Genomic DNA, 26,315 nt, shown 5'->3' on the forward strand with positions numbered 1-26,315 from the left:
AATATTTCTATTTTCCCACTTACATTATGTTTGGTCTCTTTCGTAGCTATTTTTCCAATGACCTAGCCATTGATCTAGGTACCGCAAATACCTTAATTTACATGCGTGATAAGGGCATTGTGCTCGATGAGCCCTCGGTGGTTGCAATTCGCCAAGAAGGTGGCCCAAATGCCAAAAAAACCATTTTGGCGGTGGGTCGCGAAGCAAAGAGCATGTTGGGGAGGGTGCCTGGAAACATCGAAGCAATTCGCCCTATGAAAGATGGTGTGATTGCAGATTTCACCATCACCGAGCAAATGCTCAAGCAATTTATCAAAATGGTTCATGAGAGCAAGCTACTCAAACCCAGCCCTCGAATCATTATCTGTGTGCCTTGCGGATCAACACAAGTCGAGCGTCGAGCGATTCGCGAGTCAGCCTTAGGTGCGGGCGCTTCTCAAGTATTTCTGATTGAAGAGCCAATGGCGGCTGCCATTGGTGCGGGGCTGCCAGTTTCAGAAGCTGCTGGATCCATGGTGGTTGATATTGGTGGCGGAACGACTGAAGTAGGTGTCATGTCTCTTGGTGGTGTTGTTTACAAAGGTTCGGTTCGGGTTGGGGGAGACAAGTTCGATGAGGCAATTACGAATTACATCCGACGGAACTACGGCATGCTCATTGGTGAACAAACAGCTGAAGCAGTTAAAAAAGCAATCGGTTCAGCCTTCCCGGGTGCCGAAGTCAAAGAACTAGAAATCAAGGGTCGCAATATCTCCGAGGGCATTCCCCGAAGCTTTACTGTGACCAGCAATGAAATCCTAGAAGCATTAACTGATCCACTTAATCAAATTGTGACTGCGGTAAAAGCAGCCCTTGAGCAAACGCCTCCTGAGCTTGCTGCCGATATTGCTGAACGCGGCATTATGCTAACCGGCGGTGGTGCCTTACTGCGAGACCTTGATCGCCTTTTGATGGAAGAAACTGGTTTGCCAATTCATGTCGCAGAAGATCCCCTGACCTGTGTTGCACGTGGTTGCGGCATTGCATTAGAGCGCATGGATAAATTAGGTGGAGTGTTCTCACAAGAATAGGCGGCTAAAAGCCGAAGCGGGCTGTGCAATATAGCGCCCCACCACTTTTCAAGCAAGGCATTCCTGCGCTTGCCAAATTAATTGCGTGCCTTGTAATTAGCTTGGCACTCATGATTATTGATTTTCAGATCAAGTCACTCGACTTTATTCGTAATCAAGTCAATATTGTTCTGCGACCATTTGAGCAACTGATGCTCCTGCCTAGCTCCATAATTTCAGGCGGCGATGAATATCTAACCAGTCGAAGCACGCTTGAAAAGGAAAATGAGGCACTCAAGTTGCGACAAGCGGAACTCTCACTGCTAGCCAATCAATCTGCGCTTTTAACAGTTGAGAATCAAAATCTTCGCAACTTACTAGATTTACAAAAGAAGGTGGCATTTAAAACCGTTCCTGTTGAAATTTTATTTAACCCACCAAACGCCATCTCACAACGCGTCGTGATCAATCGTGGCGAAAACCAAGGTCTTCGATTGGGCTCACCAATTGCCAATGACATGGGCATTCTCGGTCAAGTGGTTCGCCTGTATGACAATTCAGCCGAAGTGTCTTTATTGGAAGATCGTGATTTTGCAGTCCCAGTCCTTGTGGCTCGTAACGGTCTTCGTGCCGCGGTAGTCGGAAGCGGACGCGGTCAATTATTGCAACTACGTTACTTACCGGTGGCCAGTGACCTTGAGGTTGGCGACATTCTTTTAACGTCAGGGGTTGATGGTGTGTATCCCCCGGGGTTTGCGGTGGCAGTGATTACCAAAATTGAGCGCAATCTCGATCAAAACTCAGCAAATGTCTTTTGCAGTCCGATTGCCGAAGTCAATCGGCATCTCCAGGCACTTGCCTTAATCTACGATCCGCAGTTAGACGCCAAACCGGCCTCAAATAGTAATGCGCCATCGTCGACCGGTCGACGTCAAACGCGACCAAAGGGACAGCCATGATTGATTACCAAAGCGGCTACATTCTCCGCCCAGTCAAGCCACTCTTTATTTACTTTAGCCTATTCATTGCGCTTTTGCTGAATTTTTTACCGTGGGGCAATCATGCGTGGGTTCCAGACTGGCTCATTATTTGCATTGTGTTTTGGAACATTCATCAGCATCGCTTTGTTGGCGTGATTACCGCATTTATATTTGGCCTGGTCATGGATATTCATAGCGGGGCCTTGCTCGGGGTTCATACCTTTAGCTACTCTCTGGTGGCATACATTGCAATTGCCTGGCATCACCGCATTACCGCCTTACCTGTGACCACTCAAATCCTAAACGTATTTCCTATCTTCGCCTTAGTTTCTGTTTTTCCAGTCATCGTACTTTGGGCTCTGAATGAGCAGCTCTATTGGTGGGGTCTAACGAGCCTCATTCAAGCAGCCATTGAGGCCCTGCTTTGGCCCCTTGCCAGCTATCTCTTGCTCTTACCACAACGACGACCGATTGATGTCGACCCCCATCGACCCCTGTAAGCAGCATGTCGTCCATTAAAAAACCCGATCTTTATTCGTTTCAGGAGCGAGCTCGGATCGCGATCGTCTTTGTGGGGATTTGTTTTGGCTTACTCGTTGTCCGCTTATTTTGGTTGCAAATTATTAGCCACCAGCAATATTCAACGCTTGCTGAAAGCAATCGGATTGCAATCGTCCCGGTACCCGCCAATCGAGGCCTGCTCATTGATCGAAATGGTATTGTGATAGGACGCAATTATTCGGCGCTAACACTAGAAGTGGATGCCTCTCAAATTAAAGGCAATGTGGATGATCTGATTAATCAGCTATCTGAGATTATTCAAATTAGCCCTAGGGATCGTCGTAACTTTAAGCGCGCCGTCGAAGATTCTCGAAATATGGGTACCTTTCCGTTGCGATCGATGCTGACCGATGCTGAGATGGCTCGCTTTCTAGCAAATCGCTATCGCTTTCCAGGTGTTGATGTCAGTGCGCGCAATTTTCGTGAATACCCCTATAACGAATTAGCTTCCCATCTGATTGGCTACATCGGGCGAGTCTCGCAAAAAGATAAAGAGCGGATGCAAAACGAACTTGAGGCCACGAAAGGTAGTCAAGATCCTTATGCCCTTCAAGGTGCGTTCTTGCCAGGTATACAGTATGTCGGGAAGATTGGCATTGAACAAACGTATGAGAGGGTCTTACGCGGCGTTCCGGGCTACGACGAGGTCGAAATCACCGCTGGCGGAAAGCCCGTTCGCACGCTATCCAGTAAGCCGTCTATTCCTGGCAAAAATGTCATTCTCTCGATTGACATTAAATTGCAAGCCTTGGTTGAGCAATTGTATGGTAACTATCGGGGGGCATTTGTCGCCATCGAACCCGAAACTGGGGACATTCTTGCCTTCGTTTCAAAGCCGAATTTCAATCCTAATGATTTCGTGGAGGGCATCGATCCTGTGACCTGGAAGGAACTGAACGAGTCGAAGGAAAGGCCTCTCTACAACCGGCCTCTGAAGGGAATTTACCCCCCCGCATCAACTTATAAGCCCTTTATGGCATTAGCGGCTCTCGAGCTTAATAAGCGCAAGCCTGAAGATGCAATTGCCGACCCTGGATTTTTTACCTTCGGCAATCATACTTTTCGGGATATTAAAGTGGGCGGTCATGGGATGGTCAATATGGAGAAGTCTCTTGTGGAGTCTTGTGATACCTACTACTACCTTTTGGCGAGAGACATGGGCGTCAATATGATGCACGATTTTATGAAGCCCTTAGGCTTTGGTCAGCTTACAGGAATTGATTTAGAGGGCGAAGCAAAAGGGGTGTTGCCATCGACGGAATGGAAAAAAACCGCCTTTAAAAAACCTGAGCAACAAAAGTGGTTTGAAGGCGAAACGATCTCACTCGGAATTGGGCAGGGATATAACGCATTTACGATTTTGCAATTGGCACACGGCCTCGCCAATATGCTCAACTACGGTGTCGTGATGAAGCCTCATATTGCAAAGGCGATTGAAGATCCATTTACACGCCAAAAGGAACTCACTACTCCTAAAGAAAGCTATCGCGTGGCTCTCAAACCTGAAAATGTGGAGATCATTAAAAAGGCAATGGCAGAAACTAACAAAACGGGCACATCAGCATCATCCTTCCGAAGTGCGGCTTATACCTCCGGCGGTAAAACAGGCACCGCCCAAGTCTTTAGCTTGAATTCTAAAACGTATAACCACGCTTCTACCCCCGAGTTCTTACGAGACCATGCCTTGTTCGTAGCGTATGCGCCTAACGACAAACCCAAAATTGCCATTGCAATGATTGTTGAAAATGCGGGCTTTGGCTCTACGCAAGCTGCGCCGATTGCGCGCAAAGCACTTGATTACTACATTGATGGTAAATGGCCTAAGGAGATTCCGGAATGGAAAAGAGCACCTTAGTCCGACTCAAATCATTACTTTTACGAGCCTTTAGTGGCTTTGATCCTCGCCTAGGCTTCATCTTCTTGGCTCTTGCCCTGATTAGTTTCATTGTCTTTTTGTCGGCCGGCCAAGGAACACCGGTAGCGCTTATCGACCAGGTCCGTAATCTCCTGATTGCTTTTGTGATCATGTGGCTTGTTTCACAGATTCCGCCCAAATGGCTTGAGATGGCTGCGGTTTGGATATATGGCGTTGGGATTGCCCTGCTGATCGCTGTTGCTATTTTTGGTTTGATCAAAAAAGGGGCTAGACGCTGGATTAATGTTGGCATTGTGATTCAGCCATCGGAGATCATGAAGATTGCGGTACCGCTCATGCTCGCCTGGTATTTCCAAAAACGTGAGGGTATCCGCTCAGGGTTTGATTATCTTGTGGCAGCGGCTTTGCTCGCATTACCGGTATTTCTAATTGCCCGTCAGCCCGACCTGGGAACCTCGCTATTAGTGCTTGCCTCGGGTCTCTATGTCATTATTTTAGCGGGCTTGCCCTGGCGCTGGATCATCCCGGTAGTGGCAATTGGTGGAATTGCGATTCTTTTGCTGGTTGTTTTTAGTGGCAGCATTTGTACGCCCGACGCCAACTGGCCATTGATCCGAGAGTATCAAAAAAACAGGGTTTGTACCTTGCTAGACCCATCAAGTGATCCGCTTGGAAAAGGCTTTCATACCATTCAGGCCATCATTGCGGTTGGTGCTGGTGGATTCTTTGGTAAAGGCTGGCGCGAAGGAACTCAATCCCATTTGGAATTCATTCCTGAAAAACATACTGACTTTGTGTTTGCCGTTTTTGCTGAAGAGTTTGGATTTCTAGGCAATATTCTTTTGATCCTGCTCTTTTTTGCACTAATTAAGCGTGGCCTGGCGATCTCAGTCAATGCGCCCACTTTGTTTACGCGACTCTTGGGAGGGGCTATCAGCATGATCTTTTTCACCTATGCCTTTGTCAATATCGGCATGGTCACCGGGCTCCTGCCAGTAGTTGGCGTTCCCCTACCGCTCCTTAGCTATGGCGGCACAGCCCTTGTCACGCTTGGGTTTGGGGCCGGTATCTTGATGAGCATCCATCGTCATCGACGACTCGTACAAAGCTAAGTGGTAACAATTGGAGTAACAAAAAACCCAGCCGAAGCTGGGTTTGTAAGAGATCGCTCTCGATTACTTTTTACGCTTATTAACAGCGTCTTTAAATGCCTTGCCAGCAGAAAACTTCACAGTCTTGGAAGCGGCAATTTTGAGAGGCTCACCAGTTTTTGGATTACGGCCCATGCGAGCAGCACGTTTGCCAGAGGCAAATGTTCCAAAACCAATTAATTGCACCGAGTCACCTTTGGTTACTGCTTTGATGATGTGCTCAATAGCAGAATTCAGTGCGTACTCTGCTTTTGCTTTAGAAATCTCGGCATCGTCAGCAATTGCTGCGATTAAGTCTGCTTTATTCAAGTGAAGCTCCTTGTTGATTGTTCATTGTATTGCGCATATGCGCTGACGCAATTGTAAACACAAAATGTTATAAAAATAAATAATCTTTTGAAAAAAATTGGCCGCGGAGCCTTTTAGGATATGACTAATCCAAAACGACCAAGTCGACGACAAAATACTGGGTTTCTGCAAAACAATTCGTCGGTAAACCAACGTGCTGCTCATACTGCAATGCAACTTTACGCCCCATATTGGCGTTAATCTGATTGGCAACGGCATCATTACGCACCGAAAAGAAGAACTTTTCAGACATGGTTCCTGGCATCGAGACCATCGCCAGCTCGCCCTCCCAGGTCTTACAGAGCCAGCCCCGTTTGGAGAACTTTTGAACATAGCCGGCTCGCTCACCCTCAGCATAGCTCCAGTGAAGCATAAGATAGGTATAGCCGGCGGTTAAAACGCCGCTAATCAGAATTAAAATGAAGAGTGATCGAAAAAAACGTGCCATATAAGTTACTGAATTAAAAAGCTATCTTACTGGATTAAATTGACTAAAGAGGATGAGTTTATGATGCGCCCCTTTACAGCTTCTTGTTTATTAAGTGCCTCGGCCTTACTCATGTTTTCAGCTGCCTCATTGGCCAACTCAGGTGAGTCGACCTATCAGCAGGTTTGCGCCAGCTGTCATACTCCCGGAGTAGCAGGGGCCCCGAAGCTGGGTGACAAAGCCAAATGGGCTAAGCTAATTAAGGAAGGTCAGGTTCAGATTACGGCCCATGGTTATGTTGGGATTCGTGGCATGCCCGCTAAAGGTGGAAAGCCAGATTTGGGCGTCAGTGATTTTGCGGCATCGGTTGTCTATATGGCCAATCAAGCGGGCGCAAGCTGGAAGAACCCAGACGATGCCATGTTGAAAAAAATTGATGCTGAAATTCAACGTCGACAGGCACAGCTTCGTAAATAGGGATCGGGATGGAGATTCGTCATAATGTTTTTCTGATTTTTTTAGGTTCAGCCCTATTTATTTATTTTCGGGGCAAGGTGCGTTTTGGCCTATTGCGCTCCCTGACTGATTATGTGGTCTTACTGGCGCCCATTAATACGTTAATTTATTTGTTCTCTAAAGTAGGCCGTAGCCCTTACCTTCCTGTTAATGAATTCCCAGAACTGCAGCCCCTGAAAGATCGGTGGCAGATCATTCGTGATGAAGCCTTGGCTCTTCAAGATAGCGGGCAAATTCGTCAAGCAACTGGCTATAACGATATTGGCTTTAATTCTTTTTTTCGCACTGGCTGGAAACGCTTTTATTTATATTGGTACGGCAAGGATTTGCCGTCGGCCGAAGAGTCCTGCCCCCAAACAGTCGCTTTACTTAAATCAATCCCGAGCATCAAGGCGGCCATGTTTGCCTCACTGCCTCCTGGGGCAAAATTGGTTCGCCATCGCGATCCTTACGCTGGGTCATTGCGCTACCATTTAGGACTTGTAACCCCGAACAGCCCGCACTGTTTTATTGATGTTGACGGTGAGCCCTATTATTGGAAAGATGGCGAGGCGGTTGTGTTTGATGAAACCTACATCCACTTTGCGGCCAACAACACTGACCATCAACGGATTGTCTTGTTTTGCGATATTGAGAGGCCGCTCTACAGCAAAGTAATGCGAAGCTTTAATCGCTGGTTTGGTTTACAAGTCATGAGTGCTGCGGCCTCACAAAATGTTGAGGGCGAATCGCTCGGTTTTGTAAATGTCCTCTTTACCTATTTTTATCGGCTTCGCATGCAGACGAAAAAGCTAAAGGCTTCACACCGCAAGCTCTATTACATTGGCAAGTGGGTGCTTATTATTGGCCTTATTTGGTTACTATTTTGGTAATGGAAAAAATTCGGGTTTCTAAACTACTATCCGAACGTGGTTTGTGTTCAAGGCGGGAGGCGGATGCTTATATTGAACAGGGTTTAGTAACCGTTGACGGTGAGATTGTTCAAGAATTAGGTACACGGGCCTTTCGGCACCAAACGATTGAATTACGTTCGGGGGCCAAACGTCAGCAAGAGCAACGCCTCACTGTCTTACTTAATAAACCAGTAGGCTATATTTCGCACTTAGATGATGAAGAGCAATATAAGCCGGCAGCATCTCTCATCGTGCCTGAGAATCAATTTATGGGCGCCCCTCATCAAACCGAACGGTCTCAATTCAGGGGTCTTGCTCCAGCGGGCCGACTGGATATTGACTCCTCTGGCTTATTGGTACTTACCCAAGATGGGCGGATCGCAAAGTTGTTAATTGGTGAAGATAGTCCGATTGAAAAAGAGTATCTGGTTCGTGTTAGCGGTAAATTATCGGATGCGGGTTTGCGCTCCTTGCAGCATGGACTATCGCTAGATGGCAAAGCACTAAAACCAGCTAAGGTAAGTTGGCAAAACGAGGATCAACTTCGCTTTGTATTACGAGAAGGTCGCAAACGACAAATTCGCCGGATGTGCGAGCTCGTAGATCTCAATGTTGTTGGTCTAAAACGAATCCGAATTGGTCAAATAACTCTAGGATCGCTGCCTAGCGGACAGTGGCGCATCCTTGGTAAACAAGAGCGCTTTTAGATCACGACAGGGAAAAGTGTTAATTGCATTGCCCGTTCGCGCACCGGAAGCAATGCCAAATATTCAGGGCTATTGGCCCAGCGCTTTGCATCCTCTAAGCTTGAAAAGCTAAGCTCAACAAACGTATCAAACATCGCGGCGTTTAGCTGGTTCCAAAAAGGACTCTCGCAAACTCCTCTGCGCACTAACTTGCCGCCATAAAGCTCAATGGTGGCGCCAACCTGAGCACGGTAGTCATCAAAGTCCTTCGGGCTCTGTATTTTAAATATTCCGATTACATGAACGCTCATGATGGTCCTTAGTTCATGAACTATGCATGATATCGATCATGCAGTTCTTTGGGTTAAGAGATACTGGTATGAAGGTTGGGCAAGCAGTCATGCAATCGATAGATACAGCGATGCAATGAAACCGCCCGCTCCTTTGCCCAAGCATCCTACAGGATATTGGTTTGTCCGATATTGATCACTTGCTCTCATACATGAAACTCATAGAGGCGATCAAGATCGGGCTTTGAATTGGTATTCCCATTTTTATACCTTTGGTGGCAATGGAGTCTAATATACAAGATCTTGTTATTCCTTCATACATATGCCAATGAAGTCATGAGAATTTTTAGAACTCTACTCTGTGGATTTTTTGTTCTATTCACCCAATACAGCTTTGCTCAAGATGGCGACGCCTCAGGAGAGCAGGATAATTTCTTAAGACTAAAAACCGATTCCTTTAATTACAGTAAGGAATCGATTTTGGAGTTATGGGTCTATCAAAATGGATATGATGATGGCAACCTGAGCGATATTTATCGACTTCGATTCTATCAACCACTATCCATCAAGCAATGGAAAGGCATGATGCGGATTGATACAGCAATCAATTCCGCGTGGGGGGCCAATGCTCCAGGGCACAACAGTGGCCAATTTAGTGCGGGCAATACGATGCTCACTGTTTGGGGTATGCCTCCAGATTTTTTCCCTAAGTGGAATCTAAACCTAGGTGGTCGTCTTATTTTTCCATTTGGCAATAATGGTCAGTGGGCAATTGGTCCACAAGTAAGCGCGTCATTTGTTCCACAATCCTCAAGCAAATCCTTGCTCTCTGACTTTTCGCCTTTGGTTCGTTATATGTACGGGTTTGATAGCAAAAACAATTCCTTTGCGGCCAATCCATCGCAACCCCCGCTATTGCGAACGCTTCAACTGTATCCCACGATTGGATTGCAGCTCTCCCCCAGCACTCAAATTCGTTTTTGGGATGAAAACGGAATTCTGTATAACACCGCGGGTGGTGGTTGGTTTGTACCATTGGATGCCATGGTGACTCATTCTGTGAGTAAACATCTCTTGTTTGCGGTGGGTGCCAGCAAACAAGTAGTGCAAACCTTTCAGGCCTATGATTGGTCGATCTATGGAAAGATTTCTTTACGGTTTTGAGAATGGTGTTCAATGGTGTGGACAACAAAAAACCACCCGAAGGTGGTTTTTGTTCATCGAGAGTCAGTGTCTTAGGCTGCGGCCTTATTACCAGTGCCTAAAAACTCAACAATTTTCTTGGCGGTTTCAATATAGCGTTCATTCATTTTGCGATATTGAGCCAATTCCGCCATTAATGGGTTTTCAACCTGTTCAAAGGACGCATCTTCATAACCTGGGTGGTAAGGCGCTTCGTCAACAAGCTTGCTATTCATAGATCCTCCAAAAGTAAAAAATAATTTGATGGAATCAATGTAGCATAGGAAATTAGAAAATAAATTTATATAAATCAATAACTTGTGTTATTAGCATTACTTACGGGCGGGTTTTTCATCTGGTCTGTTTCATTTTTCAGCACACCATTTCGTATTACGAAATATTGAGTGATTTATTGGCGCCCATCTCAATTGCCGCCATCCCCTCTGCCACCGAATATCGAGCGCGGTAATCAAATGCATTCTCTGCCTTGTTGATGGAAACCGTTAATGGATAACCCATGGTACGCACTGCTTCACGCACAAGCGGTGGTTCGCCTTTGAGTGGCAAGTAGTTCCAACCATTTTCCGTAAATCGCGCCAAAGGCCAAGCAACAGCCAGTGGAATAGATAAGGTCGGCACCTTATAACCACCAGCCTGAAGTCGCGCACTCAGAAATTCGCGCAGATTCATTTGCTCCGCGTCCCGAATAAAAAATGCTCCGCTAGGAACATTTCGGATCAGGACTTGCAAAATCGCCTCACATAAATTTCCGATATAACACGTTGAATAGGGATAACGACCATCACCAAACCAACCAAACTGTCCACGATTCGCAGCGGGTCCGATTTGGCGATCGATCATATCTCCACTACCCCAAACTAGGGCGGGTCGCAACGCAATCGTGCTTAAAGACCCCGACGAACTCGACAACACTAATTGTTCAGCGTGCGCTTTTGATTGAGCGTAACGCAATGAATCTTGGTGACAAATTGCCATATCTTCAATTGCATTTTCGATCGGCGCAGGATCATTGAGCACCACATTTGCACAGCTCATGTAAATAAATTTACGAACACCTGATTGAATTGCGGCCTCAAGTAATCGTTTCGTCAACTGAGTATTAAGATTCTGGTAGAGCAATTTGGGGCCCCATAGCCCAACGTGGGCCGCACAATGAATCACGCAATCCTGGCCACGAACCAATGATTGCAAATCGTTCGTCAATAGAAGATCGATCTGGGTCGTATTGACCCCACGCTGACTTAAAGATTTCGCATCCGCCGCAGATCGAGTGGTCGCACTTACCGAGCAACCCTCCTCCAATAAGCGACTTACCAAATGCCGCCCAATAAATCCGGTAGCGCCAGTGATCAATAGTTTCATCTTTGCTATGCTAGCGTAGTTCATTGACATGGAAGGTTAATTGCTCTTGAGTATTTATTGGATCTCACTACTTCTCGCTGGCGCCTGTGAAATAGGCTGGCCCTTAGGATTAAAGCTTGCCGACCTCCCCAATATGAAAATTTGGGGCATTGGTATTGCTGTGATCAGTATGGCGCTTAGTGGGGTGCTGCTTTGGTACTCTTTAAAGGAGATTCCGATTGGAACGGCCTATGCAGTTTGGACGTCGATTGGAGCAGTAGGTACGTTTACCCTGGGGGTCTTAGTTTTTGGTGATCCGAATATTCCGATTCGCTGGATTGGTGTTGCGCTCATTCTGCTTGGCGTGATCCTGCTAAAAATGGGCTGATGCTCACTGTGTTTTAACTTTCAAGTTCAATTTGCAACGCTTTCATGAGCTCACAAACTTTAAGGGTTCGGGCTTTATGAAAAGCGGCGCCTGCCCATAGGCTTTGATGCTCCGCATTGTGTGAGCGAGCTGCGGCTTGGCGTAATGTGCCAGTAAGCGTGTTTTGGATTGGAAACGCCAAGGTCAGCTTACCCTCCATATGGCGAGTAAACGTATTCTCAACCCCCCGAGCCCAGCGTCCCGAGAAGCCTTTTGTAAAAATACTTGGTCGCGGATTCTCAGCTAAGAGAAGGGCCTTATATTCAGAGGAAGCCCCCGATTCAGGGCAACACAAAAAAGCGGATCCCATTTGTACCGCACTTGCCCCAAGATCCATGGCTTTTCGAATATCACGGCCGTCCATGATACCGCCAGCAGCAACCGCTGGTATGGTGCAGTGCCTAAGCAATTGATGCAAAAGATCAAACGTTGATAACATCTCATCAACTGCATCGCTCTCAAAAATTCCGCGATGGCCACCTGCCTCAATGCCTTGAGCAACAATAAAGTTAGCGCCTGATTGCGCAATCTTTTGAGCTTCCTCAAGGCTGGTTGCTGTAATTCCAATGGCAATATTGAGCGCTCTAGCCCGCTGCACAACCCACTCTGGTGGAATGCCAAAATGAAAACTGAGAACCGCTGGTCTCAGTTGCCAAATAGGCTCTAATTGCATTTCAAGGTCCGGGTAAAAGGGTGGTTTCGGAACAATGAAATCAATGTCAGAAGCCAATTCGTGAAGGGGCTCAATCGCCCGCTCTATGGTTTTTGAATCAGGTAACTCAACTTTTGGGAACAGAAAAAAGTTGGCATTAATGGGGCCTTGGGTTAGCGACTGTGCAAGCTTTAAGTCATGGTCAATCGTTTCAGGAGAGCTATAAGCAAAGCCGAAACTTCCTAAACCACCCGTATTAGAAACCTCTGAAACCAAGGCTGGGGTTGTAATGCCCCCAGCCATTGGCGCTTGAATCACGGGGATGGAAAGATTGGCAAACGAAAACATGCTCTAGCAATCCATCATTGGTGCAGCTTGTTAAAGTCGTTTGCCAGTTACAAGTAACTTGGGATCTCCATTAAGAGTGCCCTTGATTTGGGATCCATTCACTTGCCCGTTAAACGAATATCTCTTTCCATTGCTCTCAAAATCAAATCGAATCCCCTCCCCCCGAATTCTGCCATCCTCAAACGCTATAGATCGCTTGCCTGACGAATTAATTGTTCCATCAAAAAACTGTTTTTTCTGAATAAACCGAATGGTCGTTTTGTCTAAATTCGGTAAGCCAGCAAATTCCCATGAGCCATCAATATTTGCGGGCACGATCCATAAATAAATGGTTTCATTTAATGTACCAATGGTGGTCTCGCTTGATCTGACCGACACCTCCTGATCAGGAACCCAGGATTCCATTCGAAATGTATTGGAAACGACTCGGGTTCCAGGCTTCATCTTCAAAATCGTTGGCATCAGTCTTAAATTCAAGTTCTCGCCTAAGAATAGGGTTAAGACCGTTGCCGACGAAAAATCCTCAACAAAGATATCGCCTTGCTTAAATGTCACTAAATTTTGCACATTCTCACGAATTGCATTGCGCTTTGATAGTGCGACCAAATCGGGGTTGTATTCAATTCCGACAGCCCGAACACCATAGCGCTTAGCCGCCTGTATCGGAATCACCCCATCCCCCGAGCCAAGGTCATAGACTATGTCACCAGACTTCACTTGTGCTAACGCTAGCATCTGTGTTGCTGTATCGATCCTCGTGGGCACCCACATAATGTCTTTTCCATGGGCGGCCATCCTCAACTGAAACTGGTCATCTCCATAGTTATGCAATGCGCAACCAGTTAACAGTGAAATAGATACTGTGATGAGAGTAAGAAAACGCATAACTATTCCAAAGATGAATTAAAAGGAAATTGTATGGGAGCACGTCAATAAGGCCGCAATAACCCTCTGATCTCTAGGCTAAGCAATCGTCAGGGACTGATTTAGCACAAAGCACCTAGCTCGTTAATTGATAGAAGGTCCAACATAAATTCAAGACTACCAACGCGATTAAGGTGTTAAATGTGAATTTCATGCCAAGCACGCGTAGACTGAAATCTGGGGACGGCGTATTTATGCCCCTGGCATGAATTAATCGTCCAATGATCAGGAAAATTCCTGGAATAAGAACTAACCACCATGGAGCTCTATTAAGCTCTAGACAGGCAATCAGAATAATTCCAAAAGGAACATATTCTGCAAAGTTGCCCTGGGCACGAATTGCGCGCTCCAAATCTTCATGGCCCCCATTTCCCAAGCCGACCTTATTCTTTCTTCGCAAACCAATGACATTGAAAGACAGCTTGATAAAGATAATGGTAAGAACAGCAGCAATGATGGAGGTTACTAGTAGCATATTGAGATACTAAATGAACCACCAAGATATTAATAAAAAACCACCCGAGGGTGGTTTTGATGTTTCTTGGTGGCCCGGGGCGGAATCGAACCACCGACACAAGGATTTTCAATCCTCTGCTCTACCGACTGAGCTACCAGGCCAAGACTTGTAATTATATAGGATCAATCACTCTTGCCTGATAGGTCAGGCAGGGTTGAGCTGTCTTTTAAACGGACACTACAAACCAATGGTGTATGTGGCTAGTACTGTAGTGGTGGATACGGCTTGGAATGGTTCTTGGCGATAGATGCCTGTGATACCGATGCGTTGGTTCTTGAGGATGTCATAGTAACCGCCAACAGTCGCAGTGGGTCTGGTTTTGACTGGATTGGGATTAAAGTTCACTGGGGTTAATCCAGTAATGCCAGTGGCTGAGTATGAACCATTTGAGGTATTGGTATCGGTTTCAACTCCCGCACTAGCAAAGAGCGTGGTTTTAGGAATGCCACGATAGCTTGCTCCTACACCAGCTAGTGCCGTGGTGGCATTGGTGTTTAGGGCTGAGTAGGTCAAAGGTGCCGTGACAGAACTTGATGTTGCCTCAGTGTAGCCGCCCATATTGTTCTGTGTATAGCGTACTCCAGCATAAGGGGACACAACCACATCAGGAAGAACAGCAAAGCCATACTTAGCCACCACTTGCGCTCCTTGGCTAATCAGTTGCGAGCTGCCACTTCCGGGGTCGCTAGTACCCACCACTTGACGCGTAATGGTGGTGTCTTTTTGTCCATAAGCCGCTGAGACTTTGACTTCGGCGCCCATGCCATCGGGGCGCTGGCTCCATACCCCAAAGAGACCAATCATGGGAGTACTATTGCCCAATTGAACCGTACCGGGACCGCTCACCGATAAGTTTTGATCCACCCAGGCACCAATGCGGCTGTTGTTCTTGTTTAAACGGTAGGAAGCAATCAATAACCCGCTGGTGTTACTAATGCCTTGGGCTTGTACCATCGTATTGCGACCGCCCGCACTCACACAAATACCATGCTTGTCAAAAACTGGGCAATCGTAAGTAAAACCGTTAACCATTACCGAGTTCTGAAGGGTGAAGGTGCCTTGGAGAGCGGAAGCGGTATTGACGAGGGATTGTTGGGTATCCGCGGTGGAGGCGGTAACAACTAAATCCCAAATCGTGCCAGAAGAGTTTCTTAGAGTCCATGTTAAGCCGTTGTAGGTACCAGAGGTATTATTTAAATTACTCAAAGTAGCTCCTGAGAGCACCCCAGCATAGGTACCCTTGATAAGGGTAGATGCCGATACACCACTGATGCCTCCGCCATAAATACCAAATGTTGTTGAGCCGTTAGGACTAGTTAACGCCAACTGTCCATAATCACTCGGTGATCGGACAATAATGTTGTAGTTATTCGGGAGCCTGCCAGAAAAGCCAAATGGACCATTATTCCCAAGCCCCCCAAGATTGTTGAGGATTGTTGTAGTGTCAACTGGATTGCTGAGCCCCAAAACCCCAAAATTTAAGTAAGGTGCGGTATTTGTCAAAATCGTTCCATAGCCTGAGGGAACCAACCAAAATCCAATAAGTACTAAATCCTCACGAACGCCAGAAGCAACAATGTCAGGCGTACCAGGAGTCGCAGTCATTGACCAGGAATGTGCTTTTTGAGAAACCGTTACGCCAATCCCCAATAAAACGAAAAGTGTGAATTTATAAATGTTTAGGGGTTTCATTACTTAAACCATGACATTAAAGTTCAGACTGACAATAACATATCAGCGATCCCAGGCGCTGGAAAAAGGTTATATCGCTGATAAAGGGCTTAGAACCATTGCTTATCCACAATGGTTGGCTTCTAAATAGTTCTTCAAAAAGACGTGCTGATCACACACAGTTAGCACAGCCTATCTTTGAAGTGCCTTGATACTTGAAATCACGGTGGAATTTCCTTCACAAAACGGATCAGCAGTCCTCTGCTTTACCGACTTAGCTACCAGGCCGGGGGTTAGAGCCTTTTGGGTAAGCTACTCTTGTTTTTTGGTGACATCAATGCCGAGTGCTTTTAGCTTACGATAAAGATGGGTTCGCTCAAGCCCAGTGAACTCTGAAATACGGGTCATGCTACCCCCCGTGACTACCATTTGATATTCAAAATAGGCTTTTTCGAAGAGATCGCGCGACTCACGAAGTGGCAGAGTGTAGTAGCTTTTTGCAATTCCACTGATGTATTCGTCCTGATTCGTGGTTTTGGGTAGATCAATTGATTTGGCTTGGGTTTGGGGTTCTTGATCATCTGGTTTTTTCAGGGGGGTACGCTCAAGCGCTTTGCTGACTGTCTTTAAGAGCTTCTGGAGTGCGATGGGCTTTTCCAGAAAATTAAGGGCGCCGATCCGTGTTGCCTCAACAGCCGTATCAATGGTTGCATGACCGGACATCATGACCACTGGCATCGTTAGCAAATTATCTCGAGCCCACTCTTTTAATAAAGTAATGCCGTCAGTGTCCGGCATCCAAATGTCGAGGAGCACCAGATCGGGCTCCATTTGCTCTCGTACCGCTCTTGCCTGATTGGCGCTCTCTGCTGGATATACCGTGTGACCCTCTTCCGTCAAAATCTCATGAAGGAGCTCACGGATTCCCATCTCATCATCAACCACTAATATGCTTGCCATAACTAGGTCGCCTCTCTAGCAAGCTTTACAAACAAAATGGACACTTGGGCACCCAATACGTCATCTCCTTGTTTGCGATTGCGGATCTCAATTTTTGCACCATGATCATCAATAATTTTTTTCACGACTGCCAATCCTAATCCGGTTCCTTTTGCTTTAGTTGTTATATAAGGCTCAAATGCCCTTGCTAGTATCTTAGCCTGAAAACCAGGCCCACTATCGGTAATTGTCATGCGCACTGCGGATCTATTTTGATCGGCATCCTGAATTTGTATAAGCTCCGTTGTGATCTCGATGAGTTGTTGGGGTCGATTGGTTTCTAAACTAGCGTCTTGAGCATTTTGCAAAAGATTATGAATCACTTGCCGTAATTGCGTTGGGTCGCCCATGACCCGCGGACATCTAGAGTCCAAACGAACCCCGATGTTACTGCCCTCATACAAACCCATCACCTCTTGAATCAAACCATTTAAATCAAGACTTCCCAGGGTTGGGCTGGGCGTCTTAGCAAAATCCCGAAACTCATTAACCATCTGCTTCATGGCTTGCACCTGACCAATAATCGTATTCGTACTGCGCTCGATCATCTCGTCCTGGTCAGGGCTTAATTTGCCAACGAGTTTTTGCTGAAGGCGTTCTGCTGATAGCTGAATAGGTGTCAGCGGATTCTTGATCTCATGTGCCAAGCGCCTAGCCACCTCACTCCATGCGATCGAACGCTGTGCCGCAATCACGTCACTAATATCATCAAACACAATCATCTTTAGGCTAGGGGAAAGTTGGGTTCCACGTACAAATAAGGTTGAGCCAAGATCGTTCTCGTATTCATTCACAGGATTGACTTGGATTTGCTTTTGCCACACCAGCTCAGCTTTATTGGCTTCCCCCGCTTTGGCAGAAGTAATTAAATTTTGGGTGGCAAAGCCTTCACGCACTGCACTATCGAACTCCGCAAGCTCGGCAATCGAACCAAGTGGCTTACCAGTGATTGGTAAGAGGTCTCGTCCTAATATTTTTGCCGCCCCAGGATTGCTTGATGCCAAATTAAAGTTGTTATCAAAAATGCAAACGCCAGCCGTTAAATTACCCAGCACGGTCTCCAAAAACGATTTGGATTCCTGAAGCGAATCGCGCGCATCCGAGAGCTGCTTGGTCATCACATTAAATTGACGGGTCAACATGCCCAACTCATCGCCCGTATCAAGTTCGGGCTTGGGACTTAGATCGCCCTGTGCCACCGCCTGGGTTCCGCGCAAGAGCATCAGCAATGGTTGCGCCAATTGGCGGCCCAAGAGAAGCGCCAAAGTCACTGCAACAAATAAAGCAAAAAAGAGTGTTAGGGTAAGCGTGCCGATATACATCTTGCGCAACCCAATACGCCCAAGGGCCTTCTCTTGGTATTCGCTATAGGCGGATTCAACCGCATAAATATTTTTAGCTAACGGCTCAGGAATAAATCGAACCAGCTGCAAGAAGTACTTATCGTCAACATATCGTGAGGAACCGGTCTTCGTTGGAACAGCTTTTTGGCGAACAATGGGGACAATTGCGCGTACGCGGTATCCGGGCTGGCCCTTCGTAAGCTCGATCTCGTCAAGGAAGGTGATGCCGTTTTTCTGAAAAGCCTCGGCTACGACCTCAGCACTTGGCGCTGGAAAAAATTGTTTAGGCCTGGATTCAGTACTAAGGATCAAGGTGCGCTGCATATTAAATAAGCTCACCTCCTGTATCCCAAACTGATTGCGTATTTTGGCAATCATGCCTCCTACCTGCTCTGAGCTTGTACCTGGTGGGACCTGGACCACTTGCTCCGCAATAAACTTTCCCTCCGCCATAATTTCTTCTTGGGCAATGCGCAAGGTCACGCGACCCAATTCCAAACCGGAGTTCAGGGCAGACTCCACCTTAACGTCAAACCAGGTCTCAATACTTTTTGAGACAAACTGCCAAGATACGCTATACAAAATAACGCCCGGCACCACCCCAACTAAGGCAAAAATCATTGCAAGCTTGGCGATTAGGCGAGTACCAAATCGACCCTTGCGCCAACGAATACTAATAACCACCACCAAAATAATGATGGTAAGTAAGAGCAAGATGCCCACCACAATATTGGCGGCATACAACCAAATGAAGTATTGATCAAAAAACTCGGTATTGGATGTGGCGGTTGATAAGAGAAGCAGCAAAATCAAGGCAATCAGGCCACTCAATAAGGTAACCAGCGGCAAGGCTCTGCGCTTAATAAAGTCTTTATTGCTAAGGGCAAATACAGGGCTCATTATTTGCGCCCCGTCACAGAGCTCATCGATGCGTTAAATGGAAAGCGCAACCACTCCCCGCTTAAGGACCAGTCTCGGCTATTCAGCGCGTCCACCTGAAAAGGTTTTGGTAGCTTTCCGAGGTCCAAGGTCATTCGTAGCGCAGCCTCGTATTGTTTATCCGCATCGATTGCGCTGACTTCAATGACGCTCCAGCCACCAATCGTGCCAGCGATCCGCAGTGCCTCCACTAATGAGTTCGCATTTAATGCGAGCCCTCCGGCATTGATACGATATTGATTAATAAGTGGTTGATGCGATAGGCGCACTTGGCGCTGAACATTGACCGCTTTTTCATCAAACCAATACCAACGGCTGCGGGTTAATTCAAACTGAACCAGAAAATGAAGCGTTACTCCCTTTTTTAGGGCGTTTTCTAGGCCAGACGGCAATTCAATTCCAAAATTGGCGTTTAATAGCCAAGCGCTTTCAACCTTTTCTAACTCTGCCTGCTTCACCTTGATGACTTGTGCTTGGGCGGGACTCGTCATGCACACCGCAATAAGGCAAGCCAGTCCCCACAAAGAATGTCGTAAGAAGGTGGTCATGGTTGATGCTTTTTTAATAAGCCATAAAAAAATCCATCGTGATGCTCGCTTGGCAGCAACTGGCCCGGTGCCTCTAATCGTAAAGCATTTGCGTGGTCCTTCACAAACCGGGTGATTTGCTCCTCACCTTCCTCAGGAAAAATAGAGCAAGTTAAATACAGCAAGATGCCCCCGTTCTTTAGCATCGCCCAGGCATTCTCAAGAATGGCTCGTTGGATCTCCACCAAGCGCGCGATATCCTCCGATCTCCTTAAAAAGACAATGTCGGGGTGGCGCCGCACAATTCCAGATGCAGAACAAGGAACATCTAAGAGGATCTTGTCAAACAAATTACCATCCCACCAATCCTGTCGACTAGCGTCGCCTGTAATTACGTGCACTTGGTTATTAAGAAGCCGGAGTCGAATCAGGGTATTCACAATTTTCTTTGCGCGCTCTGCATCAATCTCAAGCGCAATTAATTCTGCGGGCTCGGCAAGAATTGCCTCTAAAAGATGTGCGGTCTTTCCTCCGGGTGCAGCGCACGCATCTAACAACCGCTCGCCTTTCTGTGGGCTCAATAAGACTGGGGCAAGCTGGGCTCCGGCATCCTGAACTGATACCGCCCCCTTCATAAACTCGGGTAACTGAGAGACAGGTAACGGCGTATCAATGGTCAGTGCGCTCTCCAATGGGAGCCCAGCGAGCTCAGCAATGATTTGGTAAGCAATGCCCGAACCCTCCAACTTCACACCATAATCAGCGCGCGTAGTGATCATTTGATTGACCCGCAAGGAGAGCGGGGGGGGCGTTTGTTGATGACTACAGATGCGCTCCCACTGATCTGGGTATGCTTTCCGAATCCGCCTTAACCACCAATCTGGATACGGAAGTCCAAACTGAGCTTTCGGGGCGCTATTGTTTTGCACTGCAGTGGCGACTTTGCGCAATACGGCATTGATTAGACCTTGGGCATGCTTTGTCTTAGGCGACATTCCTGCCGCCTTCACAGCCTCATTCACAATGGTTGGAACGGCATATTGGTTTTGAACACCCCCCTGATTCTTGATCAGCATAGCTGCAACGGTCAGGAGCGCATCAAGTTCCTTACTTGGCTTTTTACTTACATACTCTGAACTGAGCGCTTGGGCGTGATTCCAATCGCGCAAGGTCGCATAGGTCAGGCTTTGGATTGCCGGCCGCTCTGCTTCATTCAATGCATCGAACAGCGTACTTAAAGAGCGTCCCTCGTGCACAACTTGCATCAAAACTTTTTTGGTCTCAAGCATTAGCTGAGCCAAGGGGGCGCTGCGTCTAGTGGCCCCATCATGATTAGAGATCTTAGGCAGGATGACTTCCCGTTCTCGGCATTTCCATCAGGATCGCTATGTTGACTAAATTGATCATCGCCTTATCTCCATTATTTTCAAACGATCCTGTTTGAAATCCCCTCACATCTTCTTATGAAAAACATTGTGTCTTATCTTTGGGCCTTCCCAAAAACCACTGCCGGCCTGTGAGCTTTTTGCCCCCAGCATTTTGCATCTCAAGAAGCTCAATCGCACGATCTCCGCACTGGACCAAAACCCCTTGTTCGCCCTCTCCCAAAATCGTGCCGGGTCTTGCGTCAACCGCGCCTTTTGGGGTTTTCGGAATGCGAGTGAGCCACACTTTCACAAGCTCGCCATCCAACTCTGTGCTTGCGCCAGGCGCCGGATTGAGAGCGCGTACCTTGCGATCAATCAGCTCGGCAGCATTTGCCCAATCCAGTTTTGCCTCAGCTTTCAGAATCTTGTGTGCATACGTCACCTTGTTTGAATCCTGCGGACGCAATATTAAGTCGGGGGTATCGGCAATTAATTTCAAGGCCTGAACGATCAGCTCGCCTCCTAGGTGCGCTAAGCGGTCATGGAGAGTCTGCGCGGTGTCGTCATCTGTGATCAACAATGCTTCATCGATTAAGACGGGACCAGTATCTAAACCGGGTTCCATTTGCATAATGGCTACCCCGGTCTTGGTATCACCAGCCTCAATCGCTCGCTGAATGGGGGCCGCCCCGCGCCAACGCGGCAATAGTGAGGCGTGGATATTAAAACAGCCCCTGCGACCGGAGTGCTTTGCCATTTCCAAGAATGCCGCTGGCAGAATAAGGCCGTAGGCAACCACGACGACTGCCTCAAAATCCATCCGGTCTAATGCGGCCAGGATCTGCTGAGCCTCGTTTAATTGCTTCTCGTCCTTATTCTGTAAATGCAGGCTTTGTGGTTGCATTACTGGAATATGGTTAGCCTTCGCAAGACGCTTGACTGGACTCTCTTGTAATTGCAAACCGCGGCCCGCGGGACGATCGGGCTGGGTTAGAACAGCCACCACTTCGTGACCCGCTGAAAGTATCGCGGCCAATGCAGTGGCGGCAAACTCTGGGGTGCCAGCAAAAATAATTTTCATGATGGCTCGCTTAGCGAAGACCAACCATTTCTTTTGCCCGCTTTTTGAGTTTTGCTGAAATCCGGCTCTGCTTTAAGGGTGACAAATACTCAACAAATACCTTGCCTTGCAAGTGGTCCATTTCGTGTTGCAAACAAACCGCCAACAAACCATCGGCCTCAAGCTCAAATGCTTTGCCATCTTGATTTAAAGCCTTCACCCGAATTCGCTCGGGGCGCTCTACCTCATCAAAAAATTCAGGGACCGACAAGCACCCCTCGCGCCATGATTTTTTCTCGGGGCTCGCCCACACCACCTCTGGATTAATAAACACCATTAATTGGTCGCGCTCCTCGGAGGTATCGATCACAATAATGCGCTCATGAATATCAACCTGAGTGGCTGCAAGTCCAATACCCGGAGCCTCATACATGGTTTGGGCCATGTTCGCGACAATGGTTTGAATGCGCTCATCCACGGCGGCTACCGGCTTGGCAACCTTATGCAAGCGTGGATCGGGATAATGAAGGATAGGTAAGACAGCCATATCCTAATTATCTTACAAACAAATCCGCTTGGCCCTCTAGTGAAGTTTTTTCACTATCGCAACAATGAGGGATGCACAAGCAACTCCAAGCAAGCGCCGATTTTCAAATTCAATCGATCTCGCAAGGATCTCCGCATTACCCAAAACGCTTATTGGATCTAAATGACCCACCGAAAAGGCTCTTTTATATGGGAGACATTGGGTTACTAAGCCAGCCGATGCTGGCGGTTGTCGGGGCGCGCAAGGCGTCGTCCTCTGGGCTCTTATTAGCGCAGCACTTTTCCAGCGCACTGGGTCTTGCCGGTTATCACATTATTTCTGGGATGGCTTACGGGATTGATAGCGCCGCCCACCGGAGCATCTTGGACATCGGGGGAAGCTGTAAAACCATTGCGGTTTGTGGGAACGGGCTCGATCGGACCTATCCACCCGAACATCGCGAACTAGCAACTCGTATCGCACAACAAGGCTTACTACTCTCCGAATACCCCCCAGGAACCAGCCCAAAAGGCTTTCATTTTCCAAGGCGCAATCGGATCATCGCCGCTCTCTCTTTGGGGGTTGTGGTGATTGAGGCCGCCCAAAAATCAGGGTCTCTAATTACAGCCTATTTAGCAAGTTCGCTAGGAAGAGAGGTTTTCGTTTTACCCGGGTCGATTACATCACCCCTTTTTGAGGGGTCACACCAACTCATTCAGGAGGGGGCAAAATTGGTTAGGAGCGCTCAGGATGTGCTTGAAGAATTACCTAATATCCGCCTCCATTGAGGGTAAATTGATCTAAGTTATTGAATTTAAACAATTTTATTATGGCTTGAGCTTACTGGCCTGGGAGCTTGTTTGACTTTTTACAAAGACCTGGGCTAATAATAAAAAAGGGGTGAAGGCGGGCTCTTTTAAAAAACCGTTTAAATTAGTCTTCCTTTTGGTCCATATAAGGGCGCAAAAAACTTACTTTAATTAGGCACAGTGTGGCAACCAGTACAAAGTCGAGCAGCAAAAAAAATTTAGTCGCCGAGCACCCAAAAGCGCTCATCATTGCTGAAAAACCATCAGTAGCAAACGACATTGCTAAAGCCCTGGGCGGTTTTACCAAGCATGATGAGTATTTTGAGAACGATTCCTTTTTGATCTCATCGGCAGTTGGCCATCTTCTTGAAATTGCTGCCCCTGACGAGTATGAAGTCAAACGTGGCAAGTGGTCCTTTGCTAATTTGCCTGTGATTCCCCCCCATTTTGATCTGCGGCCGATTGCGAAAACGGAATCTCGTCTGAAGGTCTTACAAAAGCTCATTAAGCGCAAAGACGTCAATCGTATTATTAATGCCTGCGATGCGGGTCGCGAAGGTGAGCTGATCTTTCGTTTGATTACGCAGCACGCCAAAGCCTCGCAAAAAATTGAGCGCCTATGGCTTCAATCCATGACACCCGCTGCGATTCGGGAAGGATTTAATAAGCTACGCTCGGACGATGAGTTAATTCCACTGGCTGATGCGGCGCGCTGCCGATCAGAGGCCGATTGGTTGGTGGGGATTAATGGCACCCGAGCCATGACTGCATTTAATAGTAAGAGTGGTGGGTTTTTTCTAACAACGGTTGGGCGGGTTCAAACACCAACCCTATCGATTGTTGTTCAGCGCGAGGAACAGATTCGGAAGTTTGTATCCAAAGACTACTGGGAGGTGCGCGCTGAGTTTATTGCCGCGGCCGGGGTTTATGAGGGTCGCTGGATCAATGCCGATTTTAAAAAGGATCCCACAGATCCTGATGCACGAGAAAATCGCCTCTGGAGCGAAGCTGCGGCTAAGAGCATTGTGGCCGCCTGTCGAGGAAAAAAGGGTAGTGTCTTTGAAGAATCAAAGCCCGCCACCCAACTGGCACCCCAACTTTTTGACCTCACCAGTTTGCAGCGTGAAGCAAACGCTCGCTTCGGTTTCTCAGCTAAAAATACTTTGGGGCTTGCACAGGCCCTGTATGAGCGCCACAAGGTCCTAACCTATCCAAGAACCGATGCGCGCGCCCTGCCTGAAGACTATTTGGATACGGTTCAAAAAACCATTGAGCAGCTTGGTGAGAATGCTCAAGAGTACCAGCCGTTTGCAGCCGCAATCCTCAAGGGCGATGGTAAAAAATCGTGGGTTAAGCCCAACAAACGGATTTTTGATAACAGCAAAATATCGGATCACTTTGCCATCATCCCTACGCTCGAGGCGCCTAAAAATTTAAGCGAGTCAGAGCAAAAGCTGTATGACCTAGTGGTTCGGCGATTCTTGGCAGTGTTTTATCCTGCCGCCGAATACCGGGTCACCACCCGTATCACCGAAGTGTCTGGTCACCAATTTAAAACCGAGGGCCGCGTCCTGGTTGAACCGGGCTGGTTGGCTGTTTATGGCAAATCGTCTCAAGCAGACGATGAGCTCGTACCCGTCCAGAAAAATGAATCCGTTCAAAACGAAACCGTTGAGCTGGTCGCATTAAAAACGAAGCCGCCAGCGCGCTACAGCGAAGCAACATTATTGTCAGCGATGGAAAGCGCCGGGAAATGGGTTGATGATGACGAAATGCGTGAAGCAATGGCTGAAAAGGGTCTTGGGACCCCCGCGACACGCGCTGCGATCATCGAGGGTCTGTTAGCAGAAAAATATATCGTTCGTGAAGCCCGAGAGTTAATACCAACCGCAAAAGCATTTCAGTTGATGACTCTTTTGCGCGGTCTAGATGTTGCTGAGCTCACCCAGCCTGACCTTACTGGAACCTGGGAACATAAGCTAGCGCTCATTGAAGAAGGCAAGCTTGATCGCAACACCTTCATGCAAGAAATTGCGCAAATGACACAAAAAATTGTTAAGCGCGCAAAAGAATTTAATAGCGACACCATTCCAGGCGACTATGCAACCTTAAAAACCCCTTGCCCGCATTGTGGCAAGGCTGTCAAAGAAAACTATCGACGCTTTGCTTGTGAATCCTGCGGTTTTACGATTAGTAAAACCCCGGGTGGTCGGGCATTTGAGTACGACGAGGTTGAATCGTTACTCAAAGAAAAAACCATCGGGCCCTTACAGGGCTTTCGCAGCAAGATGGGTAGGCCCTTTGCGGCAATTATTCGTCTTACAGAAATACCGCTTGATGATGCGGATTATCCCAATGCGGGCTTCAAGTTAGAGTTTGACTTTGGTAACTCAGGGGGAGAGGACGAGGAAGCGGTTGACTTCACCGGCAAAGAAGCGCTTGGAGTCTGTCCAAAATGTTCTGGCGCGGTCTACGAGGACGGCATGCGCTATGTTTGCGAACACAATACGGGCCCTGCCAAAACCTGTGACTTTAAAACTGGCAAAGTCGTTTTACAGCAAGAAGTAAGCTCCGATCAAATTAAGAAGCTATTAAAAGAAGGCAAAACTGACCTTTTAGCCAACTTTAAATCCAATCGCACCGGGCGCGGCTTTAAGGCTTATTTAGCCCTAGATCCCAAAGGGAAAATTGGTTTTGAGTTTGAGGCCAAAGCACCTGCCAAAAAGCGGGTGGGCGATAAGAGTGAAAGCGATTCAGGATCTAAGCCAAAGCGCGCAAGTCGCTCCAAAGCAAAGCCCGAGGAATGAGAAAGGGCCGGAATAATGGCCGATGCAAGTGTTGACCAAAGCAATCCGCGTGAGCCAAGGGCGGTGGCTACATACAGG

Annotated in this window: 27 protein-coding genes and 1 tRNA gene; 12 read left to right on the forward strand and 16 right to left on the reverse strand. The window is 47.4% G+C overall.

Annotation, left to right across the window (positions count from 1 at the left end):
• The first annotated feature begins 26 nt into the window (after positions 1 to 26).
• The 5 genes from AOC32_RS09540 to rodA are packed head-to-tail and all read left to right on the forward strand — an operon-like array spanning position 27 to position 5,578.
• Positions 27 to 1,070: a rod shape-determining protein gene (locus AOC32_RS09540; protein WP_108509229.1), complete on the forward strand. Its 1,044-nt coding sequence runs from the start codon at positions 27 to 29 to the stop codon at positions 1,068 to 1,070.
• A 23-nt stretch (positions 1,071 to 1,093) separates the two neighbouring features.
• Positions 1,094 to 2,008: a rod shape-determining protein MreC gene (gene mreC, locus AOC32_RS09545; RefSeq protein ID WP_108509230.1), complete on the forward strand. Its 915-nt coding sequence runs from the start codon at positions 1,094 to 1,096 to the stop codon at positions 2,006 to 2,008.
• Complete coding sequence (gene mreD / locus AOC32_RS09550) at positions 2,005 to 2,529, forward strand: rod shape-determining protein MreD (RefSeq protein WP_108509231.1); 525 nt, start codon at positions 2,005 to 2,007, stop codon at positions 2,527 to 2,529. The genes mreC and mreD overlap by 4 nt, the downstream gene beginning before the upstream one ends.
• Positions 2,530 to 2,534: 5 nt before the next feature.
• The gene (gene mrdA / locus AOC32_RS09555; RefSeq protein ID WP_108509232.1) at positions 2,535 to 4,445 is read left to right on the forward strand and encodes a penicillin-binding protein 2; all 1,911 of its coding nucleotides are present in this window, start codon (positions 2,535 to 2,537) and stop codon (positions 4,443 to 4,445) included.
• Positions 4,427 to 5,578 (forward strand): rod shape-determining protein RodA, encoded by a 1,152-nt coding sequence (rodA, locus tag AOC32_RS09560; protein WP_108509233.1) that lies wholly within the window; start codon positions 4,427 to 4,429, stop codon positions 5,576 to 5,578. The genes mrdA and rodA overlap by 19 nt, the downstream gene beginning before the upstream one ends.
• A gap of 63 nt (positions 5,579 to 5,641) precedes the next feature.
• Here rodA and AOC32_RS09565 read toward each other — a convergent pair whose 3' ends face one another.
• Together AOC32_RS09565 and AOC32_RS09570 are read right to left on the reverse strand one after the other, a co-directional pair.
• Positions 5,642 to 5,926 (reverse strand): HU family DNA-binding protein, encoded by a 285-nt coding sequence (locus tag AOC32_RS09565; protein WP_108509234.1) that lies wholly within the window; start codon positions 5,924 to 5,926, stop codon positions 5,642 to 5,644.
• A 124-nt stretch (positions 5,927 to 6,050) separates the two neighbouring features.
• Positions 6,051 to 6,413, reverse strand: coding sequence for a hypothetical protein (locus tag AOC32_RS09570; protein ID WP_108509235.1), 363 nt, complete (start codon positions 6,411 to 6,413; stop codon positions 6,051 to 6,053).
• Between the two features lie 60 nt (positions 6,414 to 6,473).
• Between AOC32_RS09570 and AOC32_RS09575 the strand changes: the two genes are divergently transcribed.
• The 3 genes from AOC32_RS09575 to AOC32_RS09585 are packed head-to-tail and all read left to right on the forward strand — an operon-like array spanning position 6,474 to position 8,508.
• On the forward strand, positions 6,474 to 6,869 hold the full coding sequence (locus AOC32_RS09575; protein ID WP_108509236.1) for a c-type cytochrome: 396 nt from the start codon (positions 6,474 to 6,476) through the stop codon (positions 6,867 to 6,869).
• Positions 6,870 to 6,883: 14 nt separating this feature from the next.
• Positions 6,884 to 7,780, forward strand: a complete 897-nt coding sequence (locus AOC32_RS09580; RefSeq protein WP_407675558.1) for an aspartyl/asparaginyl beta-hydroxylase domain-containing protein — start codon at positions 6,884 to 6,886, stop codon at positions 7,778 to 7,780.
• Positions 7,780 to 8,508 (forward strand): pseudouridine synthase, encoded by a 729-nt coding sequence (locus tag AOC32_RS09585; protein ID WP_108509238.1) that lies wholly within the window; start codon positions 7,780 to 7,782, stop codon positions 8,506 to 8,508. Before AOC32_RS09580 ends, AOC32_RS09585 begins: the two co-directional genes overlap by 1 nt.
• Here AOC32_RS09585 and AOC32_RS09590 read toward each other — a convergent pair.
• Entirely contained in the window at positions 8,505 to 8,798 is a 294-nt protein-coding gene (locus AOC32_RS09590) for a DUF1330 domain-containing protein (protein ID WP_108509239.1), read from the reverse strand. The genes AOC32_RS09585 and AOC32_RS09590 overlap by 4 nt on opposite strands.
• A 315-nt stretch (positions 8,799 to 9,113) precedes the next feature.
• Between AOC32_RS09590 and AOC32_RS09595 the strand changes: the two genes are divergently transcribed.
• Positions 9,114 to 9,941 (forward strand): hypothetical protein, encoded by an 828-nt coding sequence (locus tag AOC32_RS09595; protein WP_234409754.1) that lies wholly within the window; start codon positions 9,114 to 9,116, stop codon positions 9,939 to 9,941.
• A 71-nt stretch (positions 9,942 to 10,012) separates the two neighbouring features.
• On the opposite strand, the gene AOC32_RS09600 is transcribed toward AOC32_RS09595, so the two are convergent.
• Positions 10,013 to 10,195 carry a hypothetical protein gene (locus AOC32_RS09600; RefSeq protein WP_108509240.1) on the reverse strand — a complete coding sequence of 61 codons (183 nt, stop codon included), beginning with the start codon at positions 10,193 to 10,195 and terminating at the stop codon, positions 10,013 to 10,015.
• A 154-nt stretch (positions 10,196 to 10,349) separates the two neighbouring features.
• Positions 10,350 to 11,342, reverse strand: coding sequence for an NAD-dependent epimerase/dehydratase family protein (locus AOC32_RS09605; protein WP_159074937.1), 993 nt, complete (start codon positions 11,340 to 11,342; stop codon positions 10,350 to 10,352).
• A gap of 46 nt (positions 11,343 to 11,388) precedes the next feature.
• Here AOC32_RS09605 and AOC32_RS09610 point away from each other — a divergent pair, with 46 nt between their 5' ends.
• On the forward strand, positions 11,389 to 11,709 hold the full coding sequence (locus AOC32_RS09610; RefSeq protein WP_286223697.1) for a DMT family transporter: 321 nt from the start codon (positions 11,389 to 11,391) through the stop codon (positions 11,707 to 11,709).
• Between the two features lie 13 nt (positions 11,710 to 11,722).
• Here AOC32_RS09610 and AOC32_RS09615 read toward each other — a convergent pair whose 3' ends face one another.
• From AOC32_RS09615 to def, 11 genes are all read right to left on the reverse strand, one after another.
• Positions 11,723 to 12,748 carry an NAD(P)H-dependent flavin oxidoreductase gene (locus AOC32_RS09615; protein ID WP_108509242.1) on the reverse strand — a complete coding sequence of 342 codons (1,026 nt, stop codon included), beginning with the start codon at positions 12,746 to 12,748 and terminating at the stop codon, positions 11,723 to 11,725.
• Positions 12,749 to 12,778: 30 nt separating this feature from the next.
• Positions 12,779 to 13,633, reverse strand: a complete 855-nt coding sequence (locus AOC32_RS09620; protein WP_108509243.1) for a methyltransferase domain-containing protein — start codon at positions 13,631 to 13,633, stop codon at positions 12,779 to 12,781.
• Between the two features lie 115 nt (positions 13,634 to 13,748).
• Positions 13,749 to 14,147, reverse strand: coding sequence for an MAPEG family protein (locus tag AOC32_RS09625; protein WP_108509244.1), 399 nt, complete (start codon positions 14,145 to 14,147; stop codon positions 13,749 to 13,751).
• A gap of 67 nt (positions 14,148 to 14,214) precedes the next feature.
• Positions 14,215 to 14,290: transfer RNA gene (locus tag AOC32_RS09630), tRNA-Phe, on the reverse strand.
• A 76-nt stretch (positions 14,291 to 14,366) separates the two neighbouring features.
• A complete protein-coding gene (locus AOC32_RS09635; protein ID WP_159074938.1) occupies positions 14,367 to 15,881 on the reverse strand; it encodes an autotransporter outer membrane beta-barrel domain-containing protein in 1,515 nt (504 codons plus the stop codon).
• A gap of 291 nt (positions 15,882 to 16,172) precedes the next feature.
• Positions 16,173 to 16,820: a response regulator gene (locus AOC32_RS09640; protein ID WP_108509246.1), complete on the reverse strand. Its 648-nt coding sequence runs from the start codon at positions 16,818 to 16,820 to the stop codon at positions 16,173 to 16,175.
• 2 nt (positions 16,821 to 16,822) lie between these two features.
• The gene (locus AOC32_RS09645; RefSeq protein ID WP_108509247.1) at positions 16,823 to 19,102 is read right to left on the reverse strand and encodes a sensor histidine kinase; all 2,280 of its coding nucleotides are present in this window, start codon (positions 19,100 to 19,102) and stop codon (positions 16,823 to 16,825) included.
• The gene (locus tag AOC32_RS09650) at positions 19,102 to 19,689 is read right to left on the reverse strand and encodes a DUF4390 domain-containing protein (RefSeq protein ID WP_108509248.1); all 588 of its coding nucleotides are present in this window, start codon (positions 19,687 to 19,689) and stop codon (positions 19,102 to 19,104) included. The genes AOC32_RS09645 and AOC32_RS09650 overlap by 1 nt, the downstream gene beginning before the upstream one ends.
• Complete coding sequence (rsmB, locus tag AOC32_RS09655; RefSeq protein ID WP_108509249.1) at positions 19,686 to 20,957, reverse strand: 16S rRNA (cytosine(967)-C(5))-methyltransferase RsmB; 1,272 nt, start codon at positions 20,955 to 20,957, stop codon at positions 19,686 to 19,688. The genes AOC32_RS09650 and rsmB overlap by 4 nt, the downstream gene beginning before the upstream one ends.
• Positions 20,958 to 21,129: 172 nt before the next feature.
• Positions 21,130 to 22,116 carry a methionyl-tRNA formyltransferase gene (gene fmt / locus AOC32_RS09660; RefSeq protein WP_108509250.1) on the reverse strand — a complete coding sequence of 329 codons (987 nt, stop codon included), beginning with the start codon at positions 22,114 to 22,116 and terminating at the stop codon, positions 21,130 to 21,132.
• 10 nt (positions 22,117 to 22,126) lie between these two features.
• Complete coding sequence (def, locus tag AOC32_RS09665; protein WP_108509251.1) at positions 22,127 to 22,642, reverse strand: peptide deformylase; 516 nt, start codon at positions 22,640 to 22,642, stop codon at positions 22,127 to 22,129.
• A 71-nt stretch (positions 22,643 to 22,713) separates the two neighbouring features.
• On the opposite strand from def, the gene dprA reads away from it, so the two are divergent.
• Both dprA and AOC32_RS09675 read left to right on the forward strand, forming a co-directional pair.
• Positions 22,714 to 23,409 (forward strand): DNA-processing protein DprA, encoded by a 696-nt coding sequence (gene dprA, locus AOC32_RS09670; RefSeq protein ID WP_108509252.1) that lies wholly within the window; start codon positions 22,714 to 22,716, stop codon positions 23,407 to 23,409.
• Between the two features lie 203 nt (positions 23,410 to 23,612).
• Complete coding sequence (locus tag AOC32_RS09675; protein ID WP_108509253.1) at positions 23,613 to 26,237, forward strand: DNA topoisomerase III; 2,625 nt, start codon at positions 23,613 to 23,615, stop codon at positions 26,235 to 26,237.
• Positions 26,238 to 26,315 lie beyond the last annotated feature (78 nt).

Source organism: Polynucleobacter acidiphobus (assembly GCF_003065385.1).
Classification (GTDB): domain Bacteria; phylum Pseudomonadota; class Gammaproteobacteria; order Burkholderiales; family Burkholderiaceae; genus Polynucleobacter; species Polynucleobacter acidiphobus.

Coding starts and splice junctions, on each gene's coding strand:
- def (WP_108509251.1), bottom strand. CDS start 22,642: ATGGCTGTCTTACCTATCCTTCATTATCCCGATCCACGCTTGCATAAG.
- AOC32_RS09540 (WP_108509229.1), top strand. CDS start 27: ATGTTTGGTCTCTTTCGTAGCTATTTTTCCAATGACCTAGCCATTGAT.
- AOC32_RS09645 (WP_108509247.1), bottom strand. CDS start 19,102: ATGAGCCCTGTATTTGCCCTTAGCAATAAAGACTTTATTAAGCGCAGA.
- AOC32_RS09585 (WP_108509238.1), top strand. CDS start 7,780: ATGGAAAAAATTCGGGTTTCTAAACTACTATCCGAACGTGGTTTGTGT.
- rodA (WP_108509233.1), top strand. CDS start 4,427: ATGGAAAAGAGCACCTTAGTCCGACTCAAATCATTACTTTTACGAGCC.
- dprA (WP_108509252.1), top strand. CDS start 22,714: ATGCACAAGCAACTCCAAGCAAGCGCCGATTTTCAAATTCAATCGATC.
- AOC32_RS09625 (WP_108509244.1), bottom strand. CDS start 14,147: ATGCTACTAGTAACCTCCATCATTGCTGCTGTTCTTACCATTATCTTT.
- AOC32_RS09600 (WP_108509240.1), bottom strand. CDS start 10,195: ATGAATAGCAAGCTTGTTGACGAAGCGCCTTACCACCCAGGTTATGAA.
- AOC32_RS09640 (WP_108509246.1), bottom strand. CDS start 16,820: ATGGCAAGCATATTAGTGGTTGATGATGAGATGGGAATCCGTGAGCTC.
- AOC32_RS09615 (WP_108509242.1), bottom strand. CDS start 12,748: ATGTTTTCGTTTGCCAATCTTTCCATCCCCGTGATTCAAGCGCCAATG.
- rsmB (WP_108509249.1), bottom strand. CDS start 20,957: ATGCTTGAGACCAAAAAAGTTTTGATGCAAGTTGTGCACGAGGGACGC.
- AOC32_RS09620 (WP_108509243.1), bottom strand. CDS start 13,633: ATGCGTTTTCTTACTCTCATCACAGTATCTATTTCACTGTTAACTGGT.
- fmt (WP_108509250.1), bottom strand. CDS start 22,116: ATGAAAATTATTTTTGCTGGCACCCCAGAGTTTGCCGCCACTGCATTG.
- AOC32_RS09570 (WP_108509235.1), bottom strand. CDS start 6,413: ATGGCACGTTTTTTTCGATCACTCTTCATTTTAATTCTGATTAGCGGC.
- AOC32_RS09590 (WP_108509239.1), bottom strand. CDS start 8,798: ATGAGCGTTCATGTAATCGGAATATTTAAAATACAGAGCCCGAAGGAC.
- AOC32_RS09635 (WP_159074938.1), bottom strand. CDS start 15,881: ATGAAACCCCTAAACATTTATAAATTCACACTTTTCGTTTTATTGGGG.
- AOC32_RS09650 (WP_108509248.1), bottom strand. CDS start 19,689: ATGACCACCTTCTTACGACATTCTTTGTGGGGACTGGCTTGCCTTATT.
- AOC32_RS09595 (WP_234409754.1), top strand. CDS start 9,114: ATGAGAATTTTTAGAACTCTACTCTGTGGATTTTTTGTTCTATTCACC.
- AOC32_RS09575 (WP_108509236.1), top strand. CDS start 6,474: ATGATGCGCCCCTTTACAGCTTCTTGTTTATTAAGTGCCTCGGCCTTA.
- AOC32_RS09605 (WP_159074937.1), bottom strand. CDS start 11,342: ATGAAACTATTGATCACTGGCGCTACCGGATTTATTGGGCGGCATTTG.
- mrdA (WP_108509232.1), top strand. CDS start 2,535: ATGTCGTCCATTAAAAAACCCGATCTTTATTCGTTTCAGGAGCGAGCT.
- mreD (WP_108509231.1), top strand. CDS start 2,005: ATGATTGATTACCAAAGCGGCTACATTCTCCGCCCAGTCAAGCCACTC.